At 45.7% G+C, this 23,350-nt stretch carries 16 protein-coding genes; all 16 read left to right on the top strand.

The features are described 5' to 3' along the window. Nucleotides 1-1,485: a UDP-N-acetylmuramoyl-L-alanyl-D-glutamate--2,6-diaminopimelate ligase gene (gene murE, locus AB4209_RS18480; RefSeq protein ID WP_372056829.1), complete on the top strand. Its 1,485-nt coding sequence runs from the start codon at nucleotides 1-3 to the stop codon at nucleotides 1,483-1,485. Further along, nucleotides 1,485-2,858, top strand: a complete 1,374-nt coding sequence (murF, locus tag AB4209_RS18475; protein WP_372056827.1) for a UDP-N-acetylmuramoyl-tripeptide--D-alanyl-D-alanine ligase — start codon at nucleotides 1,485-1,487, stop codon at nucleotides 2,856-2,858. Before murE ends, murF begins: the two co-directional genes overlap by 1 nt. Further along, nucleotides 2,855-3,937: a phospho-N-acetylmuramoyl-pentapeptide-transferase gene (gene mraY, locus AB4209_RS18470; protein WP_017059284.1), complete on the top strand. Its 1,083-nt coding sequence runs from the start codon at nucleotides 2,855-2,857 to the stop codon at nucleotides 3,935-3,937. The genes murF and mraY overlap by 4 nt, the downstream gene beginning before the upstream one ends. Nucleotides 3,938-3,994: 57 nt before the next feature. After that, nucleotides 3,995-5,311 (top strand): UDP-N-acetylmuramoyl-L-alanine--D-glutamate ligase, encoded by a 1,317-nt coding sequence (murD, locus tag AB4209_RS18465; protein WP_372056825.1) that lies wholly within the window; start codon nucleotides 3,995-3,997, stop codon nucleotides 5,309-5,311. A 22-nt stretch (nucleotides 5,312-5,333) separates the two neighbouring features. Further along, on the top strand, nucleotides 5,334-6,530 hold the full coding sequence (gene ftsW / locus AB4209_RS18460) for a cell division protein FtsW (protein ID WP_065584711.1): 1,197 nt from the start codon (nucleotides 5,334-5,336) through the stop codon (nucleotides 6,528-6,530). 12 nt (nucleotides 6,531-6,542) lie between these two features. Continuing rightward, nucleotides 6,543-7,604, top strand: coding sequence for an undecaprenyldiphospho-muramoylpentapeptide beta-N-acetylglucosaminyltransferase (gene murG, locus AB4209_RS18455; protein WP_137002199.1), 1,062 nt, complete (start codon nucleotides 6,543-6,545; stop codon nucleotides 7,602-7,604). 13 nt (nucleotides 7,605-7,617) lie between these two features. Next, entirely contained in the window at nucleotides 7,618-9,078 is a 1,461-nt protein-coding gene (gene murC, locus AB4209_RS18450) for a UDP-N-acetylmuramate--L-alanine ligase (protein ID WP_017059288.1), read from the top strand. Nucleotides 9,079-9,356: 278 nt separating this feature from the next. Continuing rightward, nucleotides 9,357-10,049, top strand: a complete 693-nt coding sequence (locus AB4209_RS18445) for a cell division protein FtsQ/DivIB (RefSeq protein ID WP_372056836.1) — start codon at nucleotides 9,357-9,359, stop codon at nucleotides 10,047-10,049. Then, nucleotides 10,042-11,310: a cell division protein FtsA gene (ftsA, locus tag AB4209_RS18440; RefSeq protein WP_010434747.1), complete on the top strand. Its 1,269-nt coding sequence runs from the start codon at nucleotides 10,042-10,044 to the stop codon at nucleotides 11,308-11,310. Before AB4209_RS18445 ends, ftsA begins: the two co-directional genes overlap by 8 nt. A 31-nt stretch (nucleotides 11,311-11,341) precedes the next feature. Next, a complete protein-coding gene (gene ftsZ / locus AB4209_RS18435; RefSeq protein WP_017059291.1) occupies nucleotides 11,342-12,571 on the top strand; it encodes a cell division protein FtsZ in 1,230 nt (409 codons plus the stop codon). 96 nt (nucleotides 12,572-12,667) lie between these two features. Next, entirely contained in the window at nucleotides 12,668-13,585 is a 918-nt protein-coding gene (gene lpxC / locus AB4209_RS18430; RefSeq protein WP_010434751.1) for a UDP-3-O-acyl-N-acetylglucosamine deacetylase, read from the top strand. Nucleotides 13,586-13,975: 390 nt separating this feature from the next. After that, nucleotides 13,976-16,702 carry a preprotein translocase subunit SecA gene (gene secA, locus AB4209_RS18425; RefSeq protein WP_372056822.1) on the top strand — a complete coding sequence of 909 codons (2,727 nt, stop codon included), beginning with the start codon at nucleotides 13,976-13,978 and terminating at the stop codon, nucleotides 16,700-16,702. Nucleotides 16,703-17,050: 348 nt separating this feature from the next. Further along, a complete protein-coding gene (gene mutT / locus AB4209_RS18420; RefSeq protein WP_017062897.1) occupies nucleotides 17,051-17,449 on the top strand; it encodes an 8-oxo-dGTP diphosphatase MutT in 399 nt (132 codons plus the stop codon). A 92-nt stretch (nucleotides 17,450-17,541) separates the two neighbouring features. Next, nucleotides 17,542-18,366: a 4-hydroxy-tetrahydrodipicolinate reductase gene (gene dapB, locus AB4209_RS18415; RefSeq protein ID WP_020628676.1), complete on the top strand. Its 825-nt coding sequence runs from the start codon at nucleotides 17,542-17,544 to the stop codon at nucleotides 18,364-18,366. Between the two features lie 503 nt (nucleotides 18,367-18,869). Then, the gene (gene carA / locus AB4209_RS18410) at nucleotides 18,870-20,024 is read left to right on the top strand and encodes a glutamine-hydrolyzing carbamoyl-phosphate synthase small subunit (protein ID WP_010434758.1); all 1,155 of its coding nucleotides are present in this window, start codon (nucleotides 18,870-18,872) and stop codon (nucleotides 20,022-20,024) included. A 16-nt stretch (nucleotides 20,025-20,040) separates the two neighbouring features. Then, entirely contained in the window at nucleotides 20,041-23,271 is a 3,231-nt protein-coding gene (gene carB / locus AB4209_RS18405; RefSeq protein ID WP_017059294.1) for a carbamoyl-phosphate synthase large subunit, read from the top strand. The last annotated feature ends 79 nt before the right edge of the window (nucleotides 23,272-23,350 follow it).

Raw genomic sequence — 23,350 nt, 5'->3', positions numbered from 1 at the left:
ATGAGTAATAGCCTCACGCTGTCATCTTTACTTTCTCCTTGGGGTGACTTTAGTTCACCTGAGCTGGATGCGATTGCCGTTGAACAGCTGGAGTTGGATAGTCGTGCCATCAAAGACGGCGATATTTTTGTTGCTGTAGTTGGGCATGCTGTTGATGGCCGTCGTTTCATTGACAAAGCGGTCTCACAGGGAGCCAATGCCGTTATCGCACAAGCTGATGCTGAAAAGGCCCATGGTCTGATTGAGTGGTTGGATGCTGTTCCGGTTGTTTACATTAAAGACCTTAACTTGGTGTTATCTGAGTTGGCCGGTCGTGTTTACTCGTCTCAGGCGACTAAGCTGATTGGTGTTACCGGCACCAATGGCAAAACCACTATCACCCAATTGATTGCTCAGTGGCTAGATTTAGTCGGCCAACGCTCTGCGGTAATGGGCACCACGGGTAACGGTTTTCTAGACAACCTTAAAACGGCGGCGAATACGACCGGTAGTGCGATTGAAATACAACGTACGCTGAGTGAGTTGGCTGAAGAAAACGCTGTTTATACCGCGATGGAAATCTCGTCTCATGGTTTGGTTCAAGGCCGAGTTAAGGCATTGGATTTTGAGGCTGGTGTATTTACTAACTTGAGCCGTGACCACTTGGATTACCACGGCACGATGCAAGAGTACGCTCTGGCTAAGAAGAGCTTGTTTACTCAGCATAAGTGTAAGCACGCTGTGATTAATGTTGATGATGAAGTCGGTAAAGCTTGGATGGCTGATCTGTCCAATGCAGTAGCTGTGTCATTGCTTCCGTTATCGGGCTACCAGCAGTCAGTATGGGCATCGGATGTTGCTTATGCAGAGACGGGTATCAAACTCGCTTTTGATGGTAGCTGGGGGCAGGGACAACTGTCTGTTCCTTTAATTGGCCAGTTCAACGCATCAAATGTATTGGTTGCTTTCGCGACCCTACTTGTACTAGGCATCGACAAGCAAACCTTGTTCGACACAGCACCTCAATTGCAACCTGTGATTGGCCGTATGGAATTGTTCCAAGTACCAAACAAAGCGAAAGTGGTTGTCGACTACGCGCATACACCTGACGCATTAGAGAAAGCATTGGCAGCACTACGTGTACATTGCTCTGGAAAGCTATGGGCAATCTTTGGCTGCGGTGGTGATCGAGATACAGGCAAGCGCCCAATGATGGCGGTTACCGCAGAGCAGTTCGCCGATAACATTATTATTTCAGATGACAACCCTCGCAGTGAAGACCCGGCATTGATTGTTAAAGACATGCTGGCAGGTTTAAGTGAGCCTGAAGTCGCCTTTGTTGAACACGATCGCTACCAAGCGGTTAAGTTCGCGCTTGAACAGGCAGACAGCAATGACATTATTCTTTTGGCTGGTAAAGGCCATGAGGATTACCAAGTATTAAAAGACAAAACGATCCACTATTCGGATCGAGAGTCAGCACTACAACTTTTAGGTATTTCATAATGATTGATGTATCACTCGAGCAGATCTGCTCAGCGGTGAACGGTCAGCTGATAGAGGCTGGCAAATCGAGCAATAGTTTGATCAATGCGGTTTCTACCGATACTCGCACCGTTGAAGAAGGTGCACTGTTTGTTGCTCTTGTAGGTGAACGTTTTGATGCGCATGATTTTTGTGGTCAGGCTGTTGAGGCCAATGCGAATGCGTTATTAGTTCAACGAAAACTTGACCTAAATATTACTCAAGTTGTTGTTGAAGACACTAAACTTGCTTTAGGTCAGCTAAGTGCTTGGATCCACAAACAATGTAACGTGCCAACCATGGCGATAACAGGAAGCTGTGGCAAAACGACCGTCAAAGAGATGGTCGCGAGTATTCTACAACAACGTGGCAAAGTGCTGTTTACAGCGGGTAACTTCAATAATGATATTGGAGTACCACTAACCTTGCTGCGCAGTGAACCCAATGACGACTATGCCGTGATAGAACTGGGCGCGAACCACATTGGTGAAATTGCCTATACCACGCAGCTTGTGAAACCACAGGTGGCCTTAGTGAATAACGTTGCTGCCGCGCATCTAGAGGGCTTTGGCTCAATTGATGGTGTTAAACAAGCGAAAGGCGAAATTTTTCAGGGGCTTGCTGCTGGTGATACTGCTATTGTTAACCTAGAGAGCAATGGTGGTGACTTCTGGAAAGATGTGCTTGCAGACAAAAACGTACTGACCTTTTCTGAAAGTGATGACACGGCGGATTACTTTTCGACGAATATTCGCATCAACGAGCAGGGTGAAGCTTGCTTTGATATGCAGACCCCGCAAGGTGCCGTCGATGTCGAGCTTGGCATAATTGGTCAGCACAATGTAGCAAACGCATTAGCGGCAGCTGCACTGAGCATTCAATTCGGTGCCACGCTTGCAGAAATTAAAAGCGGTTTAGCGAATCTTATCTCAGTTAAAGGCCGAGTTGAGGTTCAACAATTAAGTCAGAATATCAAGCTGATAGATGACAGTTACAACGCCAGCGTACCGGCAATGAAAGCTGCAGCTAAATTGTTGTCGAGCTTCAAAGGTCAGCGTTGGTTGATTTTAGGCAATATGGCTGAATTAGGCGATGAAAGCCTTGCACTTCACCGTCAAGTCGGTGAATATGCTGCCCCATTCGCTTTTGAGCATGTACTCACTTACGGTGATGATACCAAGGTGATTAGTGAAGTGTGTAACGGCACTCACTTTGCAACGCATGAAGCGATGATCGCGCACATAGAGCAGCACTTGAGCTTGCCAGAAAACGCGCCACATACCTTGTTGGTAAAAGGCGCCAATAGTGCAGGAATGAGTAAAATAGCCGCTGCTTTAAAGGAGAACTTTTCATGATAATTTGGCTTGCAGAGCTACTACAGCCACACTTTTCTTTTTTCCGTTTGTTCGAATACTTATCGTTTCGTGCAATCGCGAGCATTTTGACGGCTTTATGTCTGTCGCTGTGGATGGGACCTCGTTTAATTGAGCGTCTGCAAATGCTGCAAATTGGCCAAGTTGTTCGTAATGACGGCCCAGAGTCTCACTTCAGTAAGCGTGGTACACCAACCATGGGTGGTGTGATGATCCTTGCTGCGATCATCATTACGGTCTTACTTTGGGCTGACTTATCAAACCCTTACGTTTGGGCCGTACTTGTCGTGCTAGGCGGTTACGGTGCAGTTGGTTTTGTTGATGATTATCGTAAAGTCGTTCGTAAGAACACTGATGGCTTGATTGCGCGTTGGAAGTACTTCTGGCAATCGGCTATTGCATTGGTTGTGGCGTTTGCTCTGTATGCTCATGGGCAAGACACTGCTGCGACACAATTAGTGGTGCCTTTCTTTAAAGATGTGATGCCACAACTTGGCCTGCTGTACATCGTGCTGACTTACTTTGTTATTGTGGGTACTAGTAACGCGGTAAACCTAACTGATGGCCTAGACGGCTTGGCGATTATGCCAACGGTTATGGTTGCAGCTGGTTTTGCTGTTATCGCTTGGGCGACAGGTAACGTTAACTTTGCAGCATACCTACACATTCCATACATCCCATACACCTCTGAACTGGTTGTGGTATGTACTGCTATCGTTGGTGCAGGCCTTGGCTTCCTATGGTTTAACACTTACCCAGCACAAGTATTCATGGGCGATGTTGGCTCTCTAGCACTGGGTGGTGCGTTAGGTGTGATTGCGGTACTCGTTCGTCAAGAGTTGGTACTAGTGATCATGGGTGGTGTGTTTGTAATGGAGACCTTGTCAGTAATCCTGCAGGTGGGCTCTTACAAATTACGTGGTCAGCGTATTTTCCGTATGGCACCGATTCACCACCACTATGAGTTGAAAGGCTGGCCAGAGCCGCGTGTTATCGTGCGTTTTTGGATAATCTCAATGGTATTAGTACTGGTTGGCCTAGCGACACTGAAAGTTCGTTAATCCTGTATGAGCCTCTGAATAGGGGCTCTTTAAAACTATTAAGAGCATCTTGTTTAAATGGAACGTTGGCAAAATATTCAAAATGTAGTGGTTGTGGGGCTCGGTATTACCGGGCTCTCTGTCGTTAAACATCTCGTAAAATATCAGCCCCATACTTGCGTAAAGGTAATTGATACGCGAGAGCTACCACCAGGAAAGGAATCTTTGCCTGAGTCGGTTGAGCTGCATTCTGGAAGCTGGAATAGCCAATGGCTAGCTGAGGCTGATCTGGTGGTTGCTAACCCAGGCATTGCTTTAGCGACACCTGAAATTCAAGATGTGCTTCAAGCGGGTACGCCTGTCGTTGGCGACATCGAGCTGTTTGGTTGGGCTGTAGATAAGCCTGTTGTGGCGATTACTGGTTCAAACGGTAAGAGTACCGTGACTGATCTGACTGGTGTGCTTGCTAAGGCTGCTGGGCTTAATGTTGGCGTTGGCGGCAATATTGGCATTCCTGCCCTAGACCTTCTAGAACTTGATGCAGATTTATATGTCCTTGAACTTTCGAGTTTTCAGCTAGAAACTACATCGAATTTAAAGCTTGCCGCTGCGGCATTCTTAAATCTGTCTGAAGATCATATGGATCGCTATCAAGGCATGGCTGATTACCGTGAGGCCAAGTTAAGAATCTTTAATAACGCGCAGTGTGCGATTGTTAATCGTGAAGACAAAGATACTTACCCTGACCAGACAATGCCATTGTTGACTTTTGGCCTAGATAACCAAGAGTTTGGTGTATCAATGATTGATAGTACTGAGTGGCTAGTCGATCACGGTAAACCTGTCCTTGCTACCCAAGATTTAACATTGGTTGGACGTCACAATGTGGCGAATGCGTTAGTCTCACTTGCACTATTGAAGCAAGTTGGTATCGACTACAGCAAAAGTCTTGAGGCTTTGAAGGCCTATAACGGTTTGACGCATCGTTGCCAAGTCGTGGCTGACAAGCGCGAAATCAAATGGGTTAATGACTCCAAAGCAACGAATGTAGCCAGCACATTGGCAGCCCTGTCTGGGTTGGAGTATCAAGGTACGTTATATCTTTTGGTTGGCGGCGTTGGTAAAGGTGCTGACTTTAGTGAGCTTGAACCCGTATTGGCGCAACTTGAGCGTGTTCAGCTGTGTTGTTTCGGTGAAGATGCAGAGCAATTCATGCCTCTGCACCCATCGGCACAAAAGTTCGATACCATGCAGCAGATAATCGAATCTATCTCGCCACAGCTGGTGGCTGGAGATATGGTGATGCTGTCTCCGGCGTGCGCAAGCTTCGATCAATTTAATAATTTCATGGCAAGAGGTGATGCGTTCACTGAGCTTGCTCATGAGTATGCTTAACGTGTTGAAGGACTAACATTCAGTGCAAAGAGTCAAAGAGATTAATCAATCCATCTGGCAGTGGCTAAACCGTGCTACTCCCGAGGCGCTTTACGATCGTCAATTGGTGTGGATTGCTCTTGGGCTAATGCTGACAGGTTTGGTGATGGTGACGTCTGCTTCGTTCCCCATCAGTGCTCGTTTAACCGATCAGCCGTTTCACTTTATGTTCCGTCATGCCATCTTCCTTGTATTGGCGTTAGGTGTCTCTAGCGTCATATTGCAAATCCCGATGCAACGCTGGTTTCAATACAGTATGTATCTACTGGGCTTGTCCTTCTTCTTGCTGATTGTGGTATTAGCCGTCGGTAAGTCGGTTAACGGCGCATCGCGTTGGATCCCATTAGGGCTATTTAACTTACAACCCGCTGAAGTCGCCAAGTTATCGCTGTTTATCTTTATGGCGGGCTACTTGGTTCGGAAGCAAGATGAAGTGAGAAAAACCTTCTTCGGTGGTTTTGGTAAACCGATCATGGTATTCGGCGCTTTTGCCGTGCTGCTGCTAGGCCAGCCCGATTTAGGTACTGTGGTCGTAATGCTAGTGACCCTGTTCGGCATGCTATTCATTGCTGGTGCCAAGCTTTCACAGTTTATCGCCTTGATGGTGGCAGGTATTGCCGCGGTCGTCGGTTTGATTGTTATAGAACCTTATCGTGTTCGACGTGTTACCTCATTCTGGGAACCTTGGAACGACCCGTTCGGCAGTGGTTACCAGTTAACTCAGTCATTGATGGCGTTTGGCCGTGGTGATTGGATGGGGCAAGGGCTTGGTAACTCGATTCAAAAACTCGAATACTTACCAGAAGCGCATACCGATTTTGTATTTGCTGTGTTGGCTGAAGAGCTTGGCTTTGTCGGTGTTACCTTAGTATTAATGTTGATCTTCAGCTTGGTGTTAAAAGCCATTCTGATAGGTAAAAAAGCCTTTGAACACGATCAAGTGTTCAGCGGCTATCTGGCTTTTGGTATTGGTATTTGGTTTGCGTTTCAGACGCTTGTTAACGTAGGTGCTGCATCTGGCATCGTTCCGACCAAAGGTCTAACCCTACCGCTAATCAGTTATGGTGGTTCGAGTTTAATTGTTATGTCTGTGGCGGTATCAATGCTGCTGCGCATTGACCACGAATGCCGAATGCAACAAAAAGAACAAGCTGATAGTCAAAACGAATTAGTAGAATAAGAATCTAACGTGATGAAACAAAACAAAAAACTTTTAGTGATGGCTGGTGGTACTGGCGGTCACGTTTTCCCAGGGTTAGCAGTAGCGAAAAAGCTTCAGCAACAAGGTTGGGAAATTCGCTGGTTAGGCACAGCAGACAGAATGGAAGCGGATTTAGTGCCAAAGCATGGCATTGAAATCGACTTCATCAAAGTGAAAGGCCTGCGTGGTCAAGGCATTAGCAAGTTAATTAAAGCGCCGTTCCAGATTATTAATGCCATACTTCAAGCAAGGCAACACATCAAAGCATGGCAGCCTGATGTGGTACTTGGTATGGGTGGCTACGTGAGTGGCCCGGGTGGTATCGCGGCATGGTTGTCTGGCATTCCAGTGGTTCTCCATGAACAAAATGCAGTGGCAGGTTTAACCAACCAATGGCTGTCTAAGATTGCTAAAAAGGTTTTCCAAGCTTTCCCTGGTGCGTTTCCTACTGCAGAAGTGGTGGGTAACCCAGTACGCGAAGATGTGGTTGCCTTAGCTGAACCCGAGCAACGCATGGCTGAGCGTGATGGTGACATCCGCATCTTGGTTATGGGCGGCAGTCAGGGCGCAAAAATCCTAAACGATACCTTGCCAGTAACGATGGCGCAGCTTAGTGAAGGCTTCACTGTGATGCACCAAGCGGGTAAGAACAATCAACAACAAGTTATTGAGCAATACAAATCACATTCTGTTGGTAATGTTCAAGTGACTGAATTTATTGATGATGTGGCGCAAGCTTATGAGTGGGCAGATCTATTAGTGTGTCGCTCAGGTGCATTAACCGTATCAGAAGTCTCTGCGGCAGGTGTCGGTTCTATCTTCGTTCCGTTTATGCACAAAGACAGACAACAAGCGTTGAATGCCGACCATTTAGTTGAATGTGGCGCAGCGTTAATGATTGAACAGCCTCAATTGACGGCTGATAAGCTAGCGAACACTATCGCGCAGCTTGATAGAAATGAATTAAAAATGATGGCAACAAAAGCTCGTCAAGCCGCCAAGCTTGATGCTGATGTGACCGTCGCTGAAGCGATTAAAGCTTTAGCAAAATAATGAGATTGAATTGATGACGATTGAACATACCCAAGACTTAGCGCAAATCCGTGCAATGGTGCCAGAGATGCGCCGTGTTAAATCTATCCACTTCATTGGTATTGGTGGTGCCGGAATGAGCGGGATTGCTGAAGTCTTGCTAAATGAAGGCTACCAGATCACGGGTTCTGATATTGCTCAAAACCCAGTGACTGATCGTTTAGTTAGCAAGGGTGCGACCGTTTATATCGGTCACCAAGCGAGTAACGTTGCCGACGCAAGTGTGGTGGTTGTTTCAACCGCTATCAACGAAGAAAACCCAGAAATTATTGCAGCTCGTGAAGCGCGCACACCGATCGTTCGTCGTGCAGAAATGCTGGCTGAGCTGATGCGTTTTCGTCACGGTATTGCTGTGGCAGGTACGCACGGTAAAACAACCACGACTGCGCTAGTGACACAGATTTACTCGGAAGCCGGCCTAGATCCAACCTTCGTAAACGGTGGTTTGGTTAAAAGTGCTGGCACTAACGCACGTTTAGGTTCAAGCCGTATTCTTATCGCTGAAGCCGATGAGAGTGATGCTTCATTTTTACATCTGCAACCTATGGTTAGTATCGTAACTAACATTGAAGCGGATCATATGGATACCTACGGCGGCGATTTCGAAACGCTAAAGCAGACATTTATCGATTTCCTACACAACCTGCCGTTCTACGGCCAGGCTGTGATGTGTGTAGATGATCCTGTTGTACGTGAACTTATCCCTCAGGTGAGCCGCCAAGTGATTACTTACGGCTTCTCTGAAGACGCAGATATTCGTATTGAAAACTACGTACAAGAAGGTCAACAAGGCAAGTTTACGGTTGTACGTGAAGGTAAAGCTAACTTAGATATCACGTTGAACATTCCAGGTCGCCACAACGCATTGAATGCATCGGCTGCGATTGCTGTTGCAACAGAAGATGACATCAGCGATGAAGCGATTCTCAAAGCGATGGCGGGAACGGAAGGCACGGGTCGCCGTTTCGATCACCTAGGTGAGTATGAAACAGGTAAAGGCGTTGCAATGCTGGTCGATGATTACGGTCATCACCCAACCGAAGTTGATGTGACGATTCAAGCTGCTCGTAGTGGCTGGACTGATAAACGTCTTGTTATGATCTTCCAACCGCACCGTTATAGCCGTACTCGCGATCTGTATGATGATTTCGCGAACGTTCTTGAGCAGGTTGATGTCCTAATTCTGTTAGATGTTTATTCTGCAGGTGAGAAACCTATTGCAGGGGCTGACGGACGTTCATTAAGTCGAACTATTCGTGGGCGTGGTAAGATAGACCCAATCTTTGTTGCCGATATCAACGCACTGCCATCGGCTTTAGCCAACGTAATTCAAGGCGGTGACCTTGTTTTAACGCAGGGTGCAGGCGATGTTGGTCGAGTAGCGAAGCAGTTGGAATCGTTACAGTTAGACATTAATAAAATGCAGAACGCGTAACAGAATACTGTCTACAGACTGTGGTCAATCGCTCACTTCTTGCGATTGACCTAAAATTGACCAAAAATCTTATTATCAACGTTTGATAGTTTGATTTTGCTCAGTATAATTCATAGGTTAAAGTAAGTGCTTTTACCTCTATTACGAAGATAGGGAATAGAATTGCGAACCAACGACAGGGAATGCGGGCTTTGGTAGAAAGTACTTTTAGCGAAAACCGCCACCTATTCAGTTTACCGTCGCTCAAGAAACACGCCTTAGGCGGGTCTTTTTTTGTCATGGTATTGCTATTCATTGGGTTTCTTTTCTATACCACACTAACTTGGATGTGGGACGATCAGCGATTGCCTCTCTCCAAAATAGTACTTCAAGGCGACTTAACTTACGTAACCGCTGGTGATGTTCAACATGCCTTTAGCGAGCTAGAGCACATTGGAACCTTCATGTCGCAAGACATCGGTGTGTTGCAAGACAGTTTAGAAGCGTTACCTTGGGTTTCAGTGGTCTCCATTCGTAAGCAGTGGCCAGACACAATAAAAGTATTTTTGACTGAGTACCATGCGGCAGCAATCTGGAACGGTAACATGCTGCTGAATGACGATGGTCAGGTGTTTCATGGTGATATCGGCCTGTTGAAGGGCGATAGAGTTAAGCTTTACGGCCCAGACGGCACCAGCCAAGAAGTGATAGAAAAGTGGCGACAGATAACCCCTTTGATTAACAGTCTAGGGTTAACCGTTACCTCTCTCGTTCTCAATGAGCGTCGCGCTTGGCAAATAATCCTAGATAACGGTATCCGTTTAGAACTAGGTAAAGATTCTTTAGATGAGCGTGTTGAACGCTTCATTTCGCTTTACAACGAACTTGGTAGTAAAGCGAATCAAGTGAGCTACATCGACCTCAGGTATGATACGGGAGCCGCTGTAGGCTGGTTTCCAGAGCAAGAGTTAGAAGAGAGCACAGATGACTAAGACCGCAGATGACAACATAATCGTTGGTCTTGATATAGGCACTGCGACCATATCAGCTCTGGTTGGTGAAATATTGCCTGATGGTCAAATCAATATCATTGGTTCTGGGCAAAGCCCATCCAGAGGTATGGATAAAGGTGGTGTAAACGACCTAGAGTCGGTAGTTAAGTCGGTTCAGCGAGCTATTGATCAAGCAGAGTTGATGGCGGAATGCCAAATCAGCAATGTATTTATCTCGCTATCGGGTAAACATATCGCAAGCCGAATTGAAAAAGGCATGGGCACTATCTCTGATGAAGAGGTGTCTCAAGACGATATGGATCGAGCGATCCATACCGCGAAATCAATTAAAATAGGTGATGAGCAGAGAATTCTGCACGTGATCCCACAAGAATTTACCATTGATTATCAAGAAGGGATTAAGAACCCACTTGGCTTATCTGGTGTTCGAATGGAAGTCAGTGTTCACCTAATTTCTTGCCATAGCGACATGGCGAGAAACATTATTAAAGCTGTTGAACGATGTGGTCTCACAGTAGAACAAATCGTGTTTTCAGGACTTGCCTCAAGCAATGCGGTAATTACTGAAGACGAGAGAGAGCTTGGAGTATGTGTTGTCGATATCGGTGCGGGTACAATGGATATTTCCATTTGGACTGGCGGCGCACTTCGACACACAGAAGTCTTTTCCTACGCAGGAAATGCAGTAACCAGTGATATTGCCTTCGCTTTCGGCACGCCAGTGAGCGATGCTGAAGAGATAAAAGTAAACCATGGTTGCGCTCTGAGTGAACTTGTAAGCAAGGATGACTCTGTTAACGTCCCAAGTGTTGGTGGTCGCCCATCGAGAAGTTTGCAACGACAAACTTTGTCGGAAGTGATTGAACCACGTTACACTGAACTTATGGGTCTCGTTAACCAAACTATTGATACGGTTCAATTACAGCTACGAGATGAAGGTATTAAACACCACCTTGCAGCTGGCGTCGTTCTCACTGGTGGAGCGGCACAAATTGACGGATTGGTAGAGTGTGCGGAACGTGTTTTCCGCAATCAAGTTCGAGTTGGTAAGCCGTTAGAAGTTAGTGGCTTAACTGACTATGTTAAAGAGCCGTATCATTCTACGGCGGTTGGTTTACTTCATTACGCAAGAGATTGTCAGATCAGTGATGAAGGTGATTACAGCGAACCTAAGCGTTCAGCACCTTCTATGTCTGGTTTATTTGGCAAATTGCGTAATTGGATACAAAAAGAGTTTTAACCTGAGTTGCAGGAAAAAACGGAGATAACACATGTTTGAACCGATGATGGAAATGTCTGACGATGCAGTAATTAAAGTCGTTGGAGTTGGTGGCGGTGGCGGTAACGCTGTTGAGCACATGGTACGTGAATCAATCGAAGGCGTAGAATTCATCAGTGTTAACACTGATGCACAAGCACTTCGTAAAACAAGCGTGAGCAGCGTGATCCAAATTGGTGGTGATATCACTAAAGGTTTGGGCGCTGGTGCAAACCCACAAGTAGGCCGTGATGCAGCTCTCGAAGATCGAGAAAGAATTAAAGAAGTTCTAACTGGCGCCGATATGGTATTTATCGCAGCTGGTATGGGCGGTGGTACTGGTACAGGTGCTGCTCCAGTTATTGCTGAAGTTGCGAAAGAGTTGGGTGTGCTGACGGTTGCTGTTGTAACTAAGCCATTTAGCTTTGAAGGCAAAAAGCGTTTAGCGTTTGCTGAGCAAGGTATTGAAGAGCTTTCTAAACATGTGGATTCATTAATTACGATTCCAAATGAAAAGCTACTTAAAGTACTTGGCCGCGGCGTAACTCTGCTAGAAGCTTTCGCAAGTGCAAATGATGTACTTAAAAACGCTGTACAAGGTATCGCTGAGCTAATTACTCGCCCTGGTATGATTAACGTCGATTTCGCGGATGTTCGCACCGTAATGTCTGAGATGGGTCATGCAATGATGGGTAGCGGTATCGCAAAAGGTGAAGACCGTGCTGAAGAAGCTGCTGAAACAGCAATTTCTAGCCCACTACTAGAAGACATCGACCTAGCTGGCGCGCGTGGCGTTCTTGTGAACATCACTGCAGGCCTGGATATGCGTCTAGATGAGTTCGAAACAGTAGGTAATACAGTTAAGGCATTCGCATCTGATAATGCAACAGTTGTGATTGGTACTTCTCTAGACCCTGATATGACAGATGAAATCCGCGTAACTGTTGTTGCAACAGGTATCGGCACAGAGAAAAAACCAGACATTACATTAGTTGCTGGTGGTAAAGCTAAGGTTGCACCAACTCCTCAACCACAGGTAGCGGCTCAAACTGCACCAAAAGTGGAAGAGAAAGTGGCACAACCATTGCAAGAAAAAACTGAGGTTAAACCTCAAGTTAAGCCGCAACCAACAACGTCACCTGTTTCTTCAGGTACAGGCGCTAGCCAAAGTGCAGCACCTAAGGCTGAGAAAGAGAGTGGATACTTAGATATTCCAGCATTCTTACGACGTCAGGCTGATTAACAAATACCCAAAATTTGACTATCGTCGAATTAATGGTAAAATTTGCGGTCGGTAAATACTGACCGTGATTTGTAGCACTGATAACGAGGCAAGCAGATGATCAGACAACGTACTCTGAAAGAAATTGTGAAAACAACTGGTGTGGGTCTCCACTCTGGTCGTAAAGTCACACTTACTCTTCGCCCGGCAGCTGCAAATACAGGTATTGTTTATCGTCGTACAGATGTAAATCCACCTGTAGATTTCCCAGCTGATCCAGCGTCAGTTCGTGACACTATGCTATGTACAGCTCTTGTTAATGACGAAGGCGTACGTATCTCTACAGTGGAACACCTTAACGCAGCTTTAGCGGGTATGGGCATCGACAACATTATTGTTGAAGTAGATGCTCCTGAAATCCCAATTATGGATGGTAGCGCAAGCCCATTCGTATACTTGCTACAGCAAGCGGGTGTAGAAACACTGAATGCAGCGAAGCGTTTTATTCGTATCAAAAAGCCTATCCGTTTTGAAGATGGCGATAAGTGGGCAGAGTTTGTTCCATTTAACGGCTTCCGTATGGACTTTGAGATCGACTTTAACCACCCAGCAATTGAATCTGATGAGCAACGTTTGTTGTTTGATTTCTCTTCACAAGGTTTTGTGAAAGAAATCTCTCGCGCTCGTACTTTCGGCTTCATGCGCGACATTGAGTATCTACAATCTCAAAACCTAGTACTTGGTGGTAGCTTTGATAATGCTATCGTACTTGACGAATACCGAATTCTTAATGAAGAGGGTCTACGTTTTGACAATGAGTTCGTAACTCATAAAGTACTAGATGCGATTGGTGACTTGTACATGTGTGGACACGCTATTATTGGTGAGTTTCGTGCATACAAATCAGGTCACGGCCTAAACAACCAACTACTACGTGCAGTACTTGCTGACGCAGAAGCTTGGGAATGGGCAACATTCGAAGAAGAAGTAGGCTCTCCTGTTGCATTTGCTGAACCAGGAATGGTTCTAGCGTAATTGTTGTTTACAGCAATATAAGATTTCGAAAACCAGGTCATTGACCTGGTTTTTTTGTATCTATTTTCCAGATACAGTGTCGTCAACATCCGAAAGTTGTCTCCCAATGAGCTGCAGTCTGGCTAATCCATCAGCAATTAGAAAGAAAAGTTCCAAGCACATCAAACAAATGGGGTTATAAATGGTCGTTAGTGTGAAAATTACTTACACTAAAGGGCATTAATTTTAACTCAAGCCTTGAAAACTCTACTCTCAAGTACAATATCAAAGATACTAGATTTATCTCAGTATCCTTGGTTAGTAACTGAAGACTAGTTCATAGCTAGTAGAGACACTGACGGCATTTAAAATAGATCGCGGACGATCTGAGAACGAAGAGATTCCAAGCACATGATTACTAAGCTGCTGACAAAGGTAATTGGCAGTCGCAATGACAGAACACTGCGCCGCCTTAGAAAAATTGTAAAAGAAATTAATAACTTCGAACCAACGTTTGAAGCACTTTCAGACGAAGAACTAAAAGCAAAAACGGTTGAATTTCGTGAGCGCTTAGATAAAGGTGAATCGCTAGACCAACTTCTACCTGAAGCATTTGCTACGGTACGTGAAGCGTCTAAGCGTGTTTACGGCATGCGTCACTTTGACGTGCAAATGATTGGTGGCATGGTTCTAAATGCTGGCCAAATTGCAGAAATGCGTACTGGTGAAGGTAAGACTCTTACAGCAACCCTACCAGCTTATCTTAACGCCCTACCTAGCAAAGGTGTTCACGTAGTAACGGTGAACGACTACCTAGCGAAGCGTGATGCGGAAACAAACCGCCCATTATTTGAATTCCTCGGTATGACTGTTGGCGTAAACGTGCCAAACATGGCTCCACCAGAGAAGAAAGAAGCGTACCAAGCGGATATCCTATACGGAACAAACAACGAGTTTGGCTTCGATTACCTACGTGACAACATGGCTTTCCGTGCTGAAGATCGTGTTCAACGTGAGCGCTTCTTTGCTGTTGTCGATGAGGTTGACTCAATCTTAATCGATGAAGCTCGTACTCCACTTATTATCTCTGGCCCAGCTGAAGATAGTTCAGATCTTTACACGCGTATTAACACGTTGATCCCTAACCTTGAGCGCCAAGATAAAGAAGATTCTGAAGAGTACCGTGGTGAAGGTCACTACACCATGGACGAGAAATCTAAACAGGTTCACCTGACTGAAAACGGTCAAGAATTTGTAGAAGAGCTAATGGTCAAAAACGGCCTGATGGAAGAGGGTGACACGCTTTACTCTCCAACTAATATCAGCCTATTGCACCATGTTAATGCAGCGCTGCGTGCACACGTACTGTTTGAGAAAGACGTCGACTACATCGTTACTGAAGAAGGCGAAGTGGTTATCGTTGATGAACATACTGGTCGTACTATGCCAGGTCGTCGTTGGTCTGAAGGTTTACACCAAGCTGTTGAAGCTAAAGAAGGTGTGAAGATTCAGAATGAAAACCAGACGCTAGCATCGATTACATTCCAGAACTTCTTCCGTCTATACGAAAAACTGTCAGGTATGACAGGTACAGCCGATACAGAAGCTTTCGAATTTCAGTCTATCTACGGCCTAGAAACAGTGGTTATCCCAACCAACAAGCCTATGGTTCGTAACGATATGCCAGATGTGGTTTATCGTACCGAAGAAGACAAGTTCAATGCGATCATTGAAGACATCAAAGACCGTGTAGTTGCTGGTCAGCCATCATTGGTTGGTACGGTTTCTATCGAGAAGTCTGAACTACTGTCTAACGCACTGAAAAAAGCAAAAATTAAGCACAGCGTTCTAAATGCTAAATTCCACGAAATGGAAGCAGAGATCGTTGCACAAGCTGGTATGCCGAGTGCGGTAACTATCGCAACTAACATGGCTGGTCGTGGTACCGATATCGTATTAGGTGGTAGCTGGCAGGCACAAGTTGAGAAGCTAGAGAATCCAACCAAAGAGCAGATCGAGAAGATCAAAGCTGACTGGAGAGTAATCCACGATAAAGTGCTTGAGTCAGGTGGTCTGCACATCATTGGTACTGAGCGTCATGAATCTCGCCGTATCGACAACCAGCTACGTGGTCGTTCTGGTCGTCAAGGTGATGCGGGTTCTTCTCGTTTCTACCTATCAATGGAAGATTCTCTGCTACGTATCTTCACATCGGATCGTATGGCTGGTCTTATCCAAAGTGGTATGGACGAAGGCGAAGCGATCGAATCTAAGATGCTTTCTCGCTCAATTGAAAAAGCACAACGTAAAGTTGAAGGTCGTAACTTCGATATTCGTAAGCAGCTTCTTGAGTACGATGATGTAGCCAATGACCAACGTAAAGTGGTTTATGAGCTTCGTGATGAACTGATGAGCTCTGACGATATCAGCGAGATGATCGAACACAACCGTGAAGATGTATTGGCATCAGTGATTGATGAATACATCGCACCTCAGTCTCTTGAAGATATGTGGGATATCGCGGGTCTGCAAGATCGTCTGAAGAATGACTTCGATCTAGACTTTGATATTCAAGGTTGGTTAGACGAAGACGACAAGCTTTATGAAGAAGCATTGCGTGAGCGTATTCTTGCTATGGCGGTTGATTCGTACAAACAGAAAGAAGAAGTGGTTGGTGCTCAAGTACTGCGTAACTTCGAGAAATCTGTGATGCTACAAACGCTAGACGGCCTTTGGAAAGAGCACTTGGCTGCGATGGATCACCTTCGTCAAGGTATCCACTTACGTGGTTATGCTCAGAAGAACCCGAAACAAGAGTACAAGCGCGAGTCGTTTGAACTGTTTGAAGGCCTACTAGATGTACTGAAAACAGACGTTGTTACCATCCTTTCTAAAGTGCGCGTTCAGCAACAAGAAGAAGTTGAAAAGATGGAAGCTCAACGTCAAGCTCAAGCTGAAGAAGCGGCGCGTCGTGCACAAGCGCAACATGCAACAGCTGAAAACCAGCTAGCTGACGATGAAGCTGAAGCGGCATCTCCACAAACGGTAGTGCGTGACGAGCGTAAAGTTGGCCGTAACGAGCCATGCCCATGTGGTAGCGGTAAGAAGTACAAGCAGTGCCACGGTAAAATCGCGTAAGTTTAATGAATCGTTGCTGTAGCGCATGATAGCTGCGTTGGTGGTACTCACTTACAGTCGTAAGCTCCGTGCCACCGCCTTGCTCTCATACACTACAACTTAGCTTCATAAAACTGACAAATAGAATATAAAGAGTCGCTTAGGCGGCTCTTTTTGTATGTAAATTTCATGGCTTACTTTGTTACGCAAGGAAGTTGTCATTCCCTATAGCGAGGAGTGAGCGTAGTAGGGAATCTTGTTTAGTTAGGCTCGCGTAGTTTTAGATCCCCAACTCAGTCGTTCCTCTTTCTTGAGGATGACGTATTTAGGGACTATGTGAGTTCAGCGTTTTATTAAGGAACACCATCAATGAAAAGAATCCATATCGTAGCGGGTATTATCTTCAATCAAGATAAGTCACAGGTCTTTATCACTAAGCGTCCAGATGACAAGCACAAAGGTGGCTTCTGGGAATTTCCAGGTGGCAAGGTTGAAGAGGGCGAAACTATTGAGCAAGCGATGACTCGCGAGCTTGATGAAGAGGTCGGTATCAAGGTGACCGAGCAGTCTCTGTTTGAGCATCTTGAATTTGATTACACGGATAAGTCACTTAAGTTCGATTTCATTCTCGTGACTGATTTTGAAGAGCAGCCTTATGGTAAAGAAGGTCAGCAAGGTGAATGGGTAAGCCTAGAATCATTGAATCAATACGCCTTCCCAGAGGCAAATGTGCCAATTTTAGAGCGAGTAATAAAAGAGTTTTCGTAATTGCTAGCCTGAGTTTGAGATTGTTGTTAGTTTAAAGAGATTAATCGATTGAACGTTGCTGCAAGAGATAAGTGGCAACGGTAACCAAAACAATGGAGATATTCGCAGTGGTAAGAATTGCAATTGCAGGAGCAGCGGGCCGCATGGGCCGCAACTTGGTGAAAGCCGCTCATCATAATTCAGAAGCAAGTGTTGGAGCTGGTTCAGAGCGTCCAGAGTCATCTTTGGTCGGCGTAGATGTCGGCGAGTTATGCGGTGAAGGTCGTTTTGATGTTGCTTTAGTCGATGATTTGTCTAAAGCCATCGAAGAGTTTGATGTGATTGTCGATTTTACTGCCCCTGTTAGCACATTAGCGAATATTGAACTTTGTAAACGTCACGGTAAAAAACTGATCATCGGTACAACGGGCTTCTCTGAAGAAGAGAAGCAGGTGATTGATGCTGCTTCAAAAGAGATGGCTATCGTAATGGCACCTAACTACAGCGTTGGTGTGAACCTGGTCTTTAAGCTGCTAGAGAAGGCCGCTAAAGTGATGGGCGATTACTGTGATGTCGAGATCGTTGAGGCTCATCACCGTCATAAAGTCGATGCACCGTCAGGTACTGCGATTGGTATGGGCGAAGCTATTGCGGGTGCTATGGGCAATGAGCTGAACGATGTAGCTGTATGGTCACGCGAGGGTATTACTGGCGAGCGCACTAAAGATGAGATTGGTTTCGCGACGATTCGTGCCGGTGACATTATTGGTGAACACACCGCTATGTTTGCTGATATCGGTGAACGAGTGGAAATTACCCATAAAGCCACTGATCGAATGACCTTTGCTAATGGCGCAATCAAGGCCGCGGTTTGGTTAAATGACAAACCAGCAGGCTTTTATACCATGACGGATGTGCTTGGTTTGAATGACCTATAAATAGATATTTATGCGCTGGCAATTGCCGGCGCTTTCTTTATTTGGTGCATTTTCCTTAGTAATCTCACTTCTCCGATCTTCCTTCTACTTTCTTCTTATCGCCTTTTTGACTCCATTTCTATGCTGTTTATGTGGTCTTTAGTGTGTTTTTTGTTTTAGATCTTTAAATTGTCATGTTTTCTCTTGGTATTTATCGATTGCGTTTTGTTGCTGATATTTTTATCACTCTATGGTTGGCTAAAATGAGGAGTGAAAATTAGAAAATCGTAATATTCGAGCTAAATGCGCATGAAAGTTGAACTTTTGGAGCTTTGAGGGGGTAAATTGAATTAGTCCTTACAAATGTTTAATTTCTTTTGAGTTAAATGTTGACACGTATCACGCAGATCACTAAAATACCGCCAATTTGTCTAATTTCCATAAACACGCAGTTTTTGGTGTTGCAGGAAGGTAGATTTGCAAATTAAATCAATTTTAATGCATTTTTATTTCTGGAGGTTGTCTTGAAGAAGTCAGCACTACTCGTCCTAGAAGATGGGACAGTATTTCACGGTGAAGCCATTGGCGCTGTAGGTTCTGCAGTTGGTGAAGTCGTTTTTAATACCTCGATGACGGGGTACCAAGAAATCCTCACTGATCCTTCCTATTCTCAACAAATCGTTACCCTTACTTACCCTCACATTGGCAATACCGGAACCAATTCCGAAGACGAAGAATCTTCTTCAATCCACGCTCAAGGCCTTGTGATTCGCGATCTCCCTCTAATCGCTTCTAACTTCCGTAATGAACAATCCCTTTCTGATTACCTTAAGTCGCAAAACGTTGTTGGTATCGCTGATATTGATACTCGTAAGTTGACGCGTATTCTTCGTGAAAAAGGCGCACAGAACGGTTGTATTGTAGCTGGCTCTTCAGTAAACGACGGAAACCTAGACGAAGCTTTGGCTCTAGCTAAAGCAAAAGAATTCCCTGGCCTGAAAGGTATGGACCTTGCGAAAGAAGTTACAACAAAAGAAGCGTATCAATGGAAACAAGGTTCGTGGACGCTTACGGGTGGACTTCCTGAAGCGAAAGCAGACTCAGAATTGCCATACCACGTTGTTGCTTATGACTTCGGTGCAAAACGAAACATCCTACGAATGCTTGTTGACCGCGGCTGCCGCCTAACGGTTGTTCCTGCTGAGACTTCAGCTGAAGAAGTACTTGCTCTGAACCCAGACGGTGTTTTCCTTTCAAATGGCCCTGGTGACCCAGAACCATGTACTTACGCAATTGAAGCGACAAAAGTGTTCCTAGAAAAAGGCTTACCAATCTTCGGTATCTGTCTAGGTCACCAGATTCTTGCTCTTGCGTCAGGCGCTAAGACAGTGAAGATGAAGTTTGGTCACCACGGTGCAAACCACCCGGTTAAAGATTTAGATCGTGATGTTGTGATGATTACTTCGCAAAACCACGGCTTTGCTGCTGACGAAGAAACCCTTCCAGAGACACTACGTGCAACGCACAAATCACTATTTGATGGTTCTCTACAAGGTATTCACCGTACAGACAAACCAGCATTCAGCTTCCAAGGTCACCCTGAAGCGAGCCCAGGTCCAGAAGACGCAGCGCCGTTATTCGACCACTTTATTGAACTAATCAAACAGCACACAGCGTAATTCGGAGTAGTAGACAATGCCAAAACGTACTGACATTAAAAGTATTCTTATTCTAGGTGCTGGCCCGATCGTTATCGGCCAAGCATGTGAGTTCGATTACTCTGGTGCTCAAGCTTGTAAAGCGCTTCGCGAAGAAGGTTACCGAGTTATTCTTGTAAACTCGAACCCAGCGACAATCATGACTGACCCAGACATGGCAGATGCAACTTACATCGAGCCTATCCAATGGGAAGTTGTGCGTAACATCATCGCTAAAGAGAAGCCTGATGCAGTTCTACCTACTATGGGTGGCCAAACTGCATTGAACTGTGCTCTAGACCTAGAAAAGCACGGCGTTCTTGAAGAGTTCGGTGTTGAAATGATTGGTGCAACGGCTGACGCTATCGATAAAGCAGAAGACCGTTCACGCTTCGATAAAGCAATGAAAGCAATTGGCCTTGAGTGTCCAACTGCTGATACAGCGAAAACGATGGAAGAAGCTTACAAAGTTTTAGACATGGTTGGCTTCCCTTGTATCATTCGTCCATCGTTCACGATGGGTGGTACTGGTGGCGGTATCGCTTACAACAAAGAAGAATTTGAAGAAATCTGTCGTCGTGGTTTGGATCTATCTCCAACTAATGAACTTCTTATCGATGAATCACTTATCGGTTGGAAAGAGTACGAGATGGAAGTGGTTCGTGACAAAAACGACAACTGCATCATCGTATGTGCGATTGAAAACTTCGACCCAATGGGTATTCACACAGGTGACTCAATCACTGTGGCTCCAGCTCAAACGCTGACAGATAAAGAATACCAACTAATGCGTAACGCATCTCTAGCAGTACTGCGTGAGATTGGTGTTGAAACAGGTGGTTCAAACGTACAGTTTGGTATCAACCCGAAAGATGGCCGTATGGTTATCATCGAAATGAACCCACGTGTATCTCGCTCTTCTGCACTAGCATCTAAAGCAACAGGTTTCCCAATCGCTAAGATTGCAGCGAAACTGGCTGTTGGTTTCACGCTAGACGAGCTAATGAATGACATCACTGGCGGCGCAACTCCAGCATCATTCGAACCAACAATCGACTACGTAGTAACTAAGATTCCTCGTTTTAACTTCGAGAAGTTTGCAGGTGCTAACGACCGCCTAACGACGCAAATGAAGTCGGTTGGTGAAGTTATGGCTATCGGCCGTAACCAACAAGAATCTCTACAAAAAGCACTTCGCGGCCTAGAAGTTGGCGCGACTGGTTTTGACGAAATGGTAGACCTAGACGCACCAGATGCTCTAACGACTATCCGTCACGAACTTAAAGAAGCTGGCGCAGAGCGTATTTGGTACATCGCTGACGCATTCCGTGCTGGTATGTCGGTAGATGGTGTATTCAACCTAACGCAAATCGACCGTTGGTTCCTAGTTCAAATCGAAGACATCGTTAAGCTAGAGCAAGAACTTAAAGCGAAAGGCTTTGCTGGTCTAAATAAAGACGAGCTAAACAAGCTTAAGCGTAAAGGTTTTGCTGATGCGCGCCTATCTAAGATTCTAGGTGTAGCGGAAAGCGAAATCCGTCGTCTACGTGACCAATACGATATCCACCCGGTATACAAGCGTGTAGATACGTGTGCAGCTGAGTTCTCTTCAGATACGGCTTACATGTACTCATCTTACGATGACGAGTGTGAAGCAAACCCAACAGACAAAGAAAAAATCATGATTCTAGGCGGCGGTCCAAACCGTATCGGCCAAGGCATTGAATTTGACTACTGTTGTGTACACGCATCACTAGCGCTACGTGAAGATGGCTACGAAACTATCATGGTTAACTGTAACCCTGAGACAGTTTCTACAGACTACGATACGTCTGACCGTCTGTACTTCGAACCAGTAACTCTGGAAGACGTACTAGCAATCGCTCGTGTTGAGAAGCCAAAAGGCGTTATCGTTCAGTACGGTGGTCAAACGCCACTTAAACTGGCACGTGCTCTTGAAGCTGCTGGCGTACCAATCATCGGTACTAGCCCAGACGCAATCGACCGTGCAGAAGACCGTGAGCGTTTCCAAGTTGCTGTAGACCGTCTAGGCCTACTTCAACCAGAAAACGCGACAGTAACAACAATGGAGCAAGCGGTAGAGAAATCTCGTGAAATCGGCTTCCCACTTGTTGTACGTCCTTCTTACGTACTTGGTGGTCGTGCGATGGAAATCGTATACGACGAGCAAGACCTACGTCGCTACTTCAACGAAGCAGTTAGCGTATCCAACGAATCTCCAGTACTACTTGATAGCTTCCTAGATGACGCTGTTGAAGTAGACGTAGATGCGATTTGTGACGGTGAGCGCGTTGTAATCGGCGGTATTATGGAGCACATCGAGCAAGCGGGTGTTCACTCTGGTGACTCAGCATGTTCTCTTCCTGCATACACGCTAAGCCAAGAAATCCAAGACGTAATGCGCGAGCAAGTTGAAAAGCTAGCGTTCGAGTTGGGTGTTCGTGGTCTGATGAACACGCAGTTTGCTGTTAAGAACAATGAAGTGTACCTAATCGAGGTTAACCCTCGTGCAGCACGTACGGTTCCATTCGTATCTAAAGCAACTGGTGCGCCAATCGCTAAGATTGCCGCTCGTGTAATGGCGGGTCAATCTCTAGAGTCTCAAGGCTTTACGAAAGAAATCATCCCACCTTACTACTCAGTGAAAGAAGTTGTACTTCCATTCAACAAGTTCCCTGGTGTTGACCCACTGTTAGGCCCAGAAATGCGCTCTACTGGTGAAGTTATGGGTGTTGGTGCGACGTTCGCAGAAGCATACTCTAAAGCTGAATTGGGTTGTGGTAACATCTACCCAGAAGGCGGTCGTGCACTTCTTTCTGTTCGCGAAGGCGACAAAGAGCGTGTTGTTGACCTAGCATCTAAACTATCTAAGCTTGGTTACCAGCTAGACGCAACTCACGGTACTGCGGTTATCCTTGGCGAAGCGGGCATCAACCCACGTCTAGTAAACAAGGTACACGAAGGTCGTCCTCACATTCTTGACCGTATCAAGAACAACGAGTATACGTACATCGTGAACACTGCAGCTGGCCGTCAAGCGATTGAAGATTCTAAAGTTCTTCGTCGTGGTGCACTTGCTGAGAAAGTTAACTACACGACTACGCTAAATGCTGCATTCGCGACTTGTATGGCGCACACTGCAGACGCGAAAACGTCAGTAACTTCAGTTCAAGAGCTACACGCTCAGGTTAAAGCTTCTCAAGCTTAATCGCCTAAAGTGTATCGCTGATATGCGGATATAAATGCTCAAAGCCCACTCCTCGGAGTGGGCTTTTTTATGGTGCGCC

The sequence above is a fragment of the Vibrio sp. 10N.286.48.C11 genome, assembly GCF_041469805.1.
In the GTDB taxonomy this organism is placed as follows: Bacteria; Pseudomonadota; Gammaproteobacteria; order Enterobacterales; family Vibrionaceae; genus Vibrio; species Vibrio crassostreae_C.
This window is presented reverse-complemented; position numbering and strand designations above follow the sequence as displayed.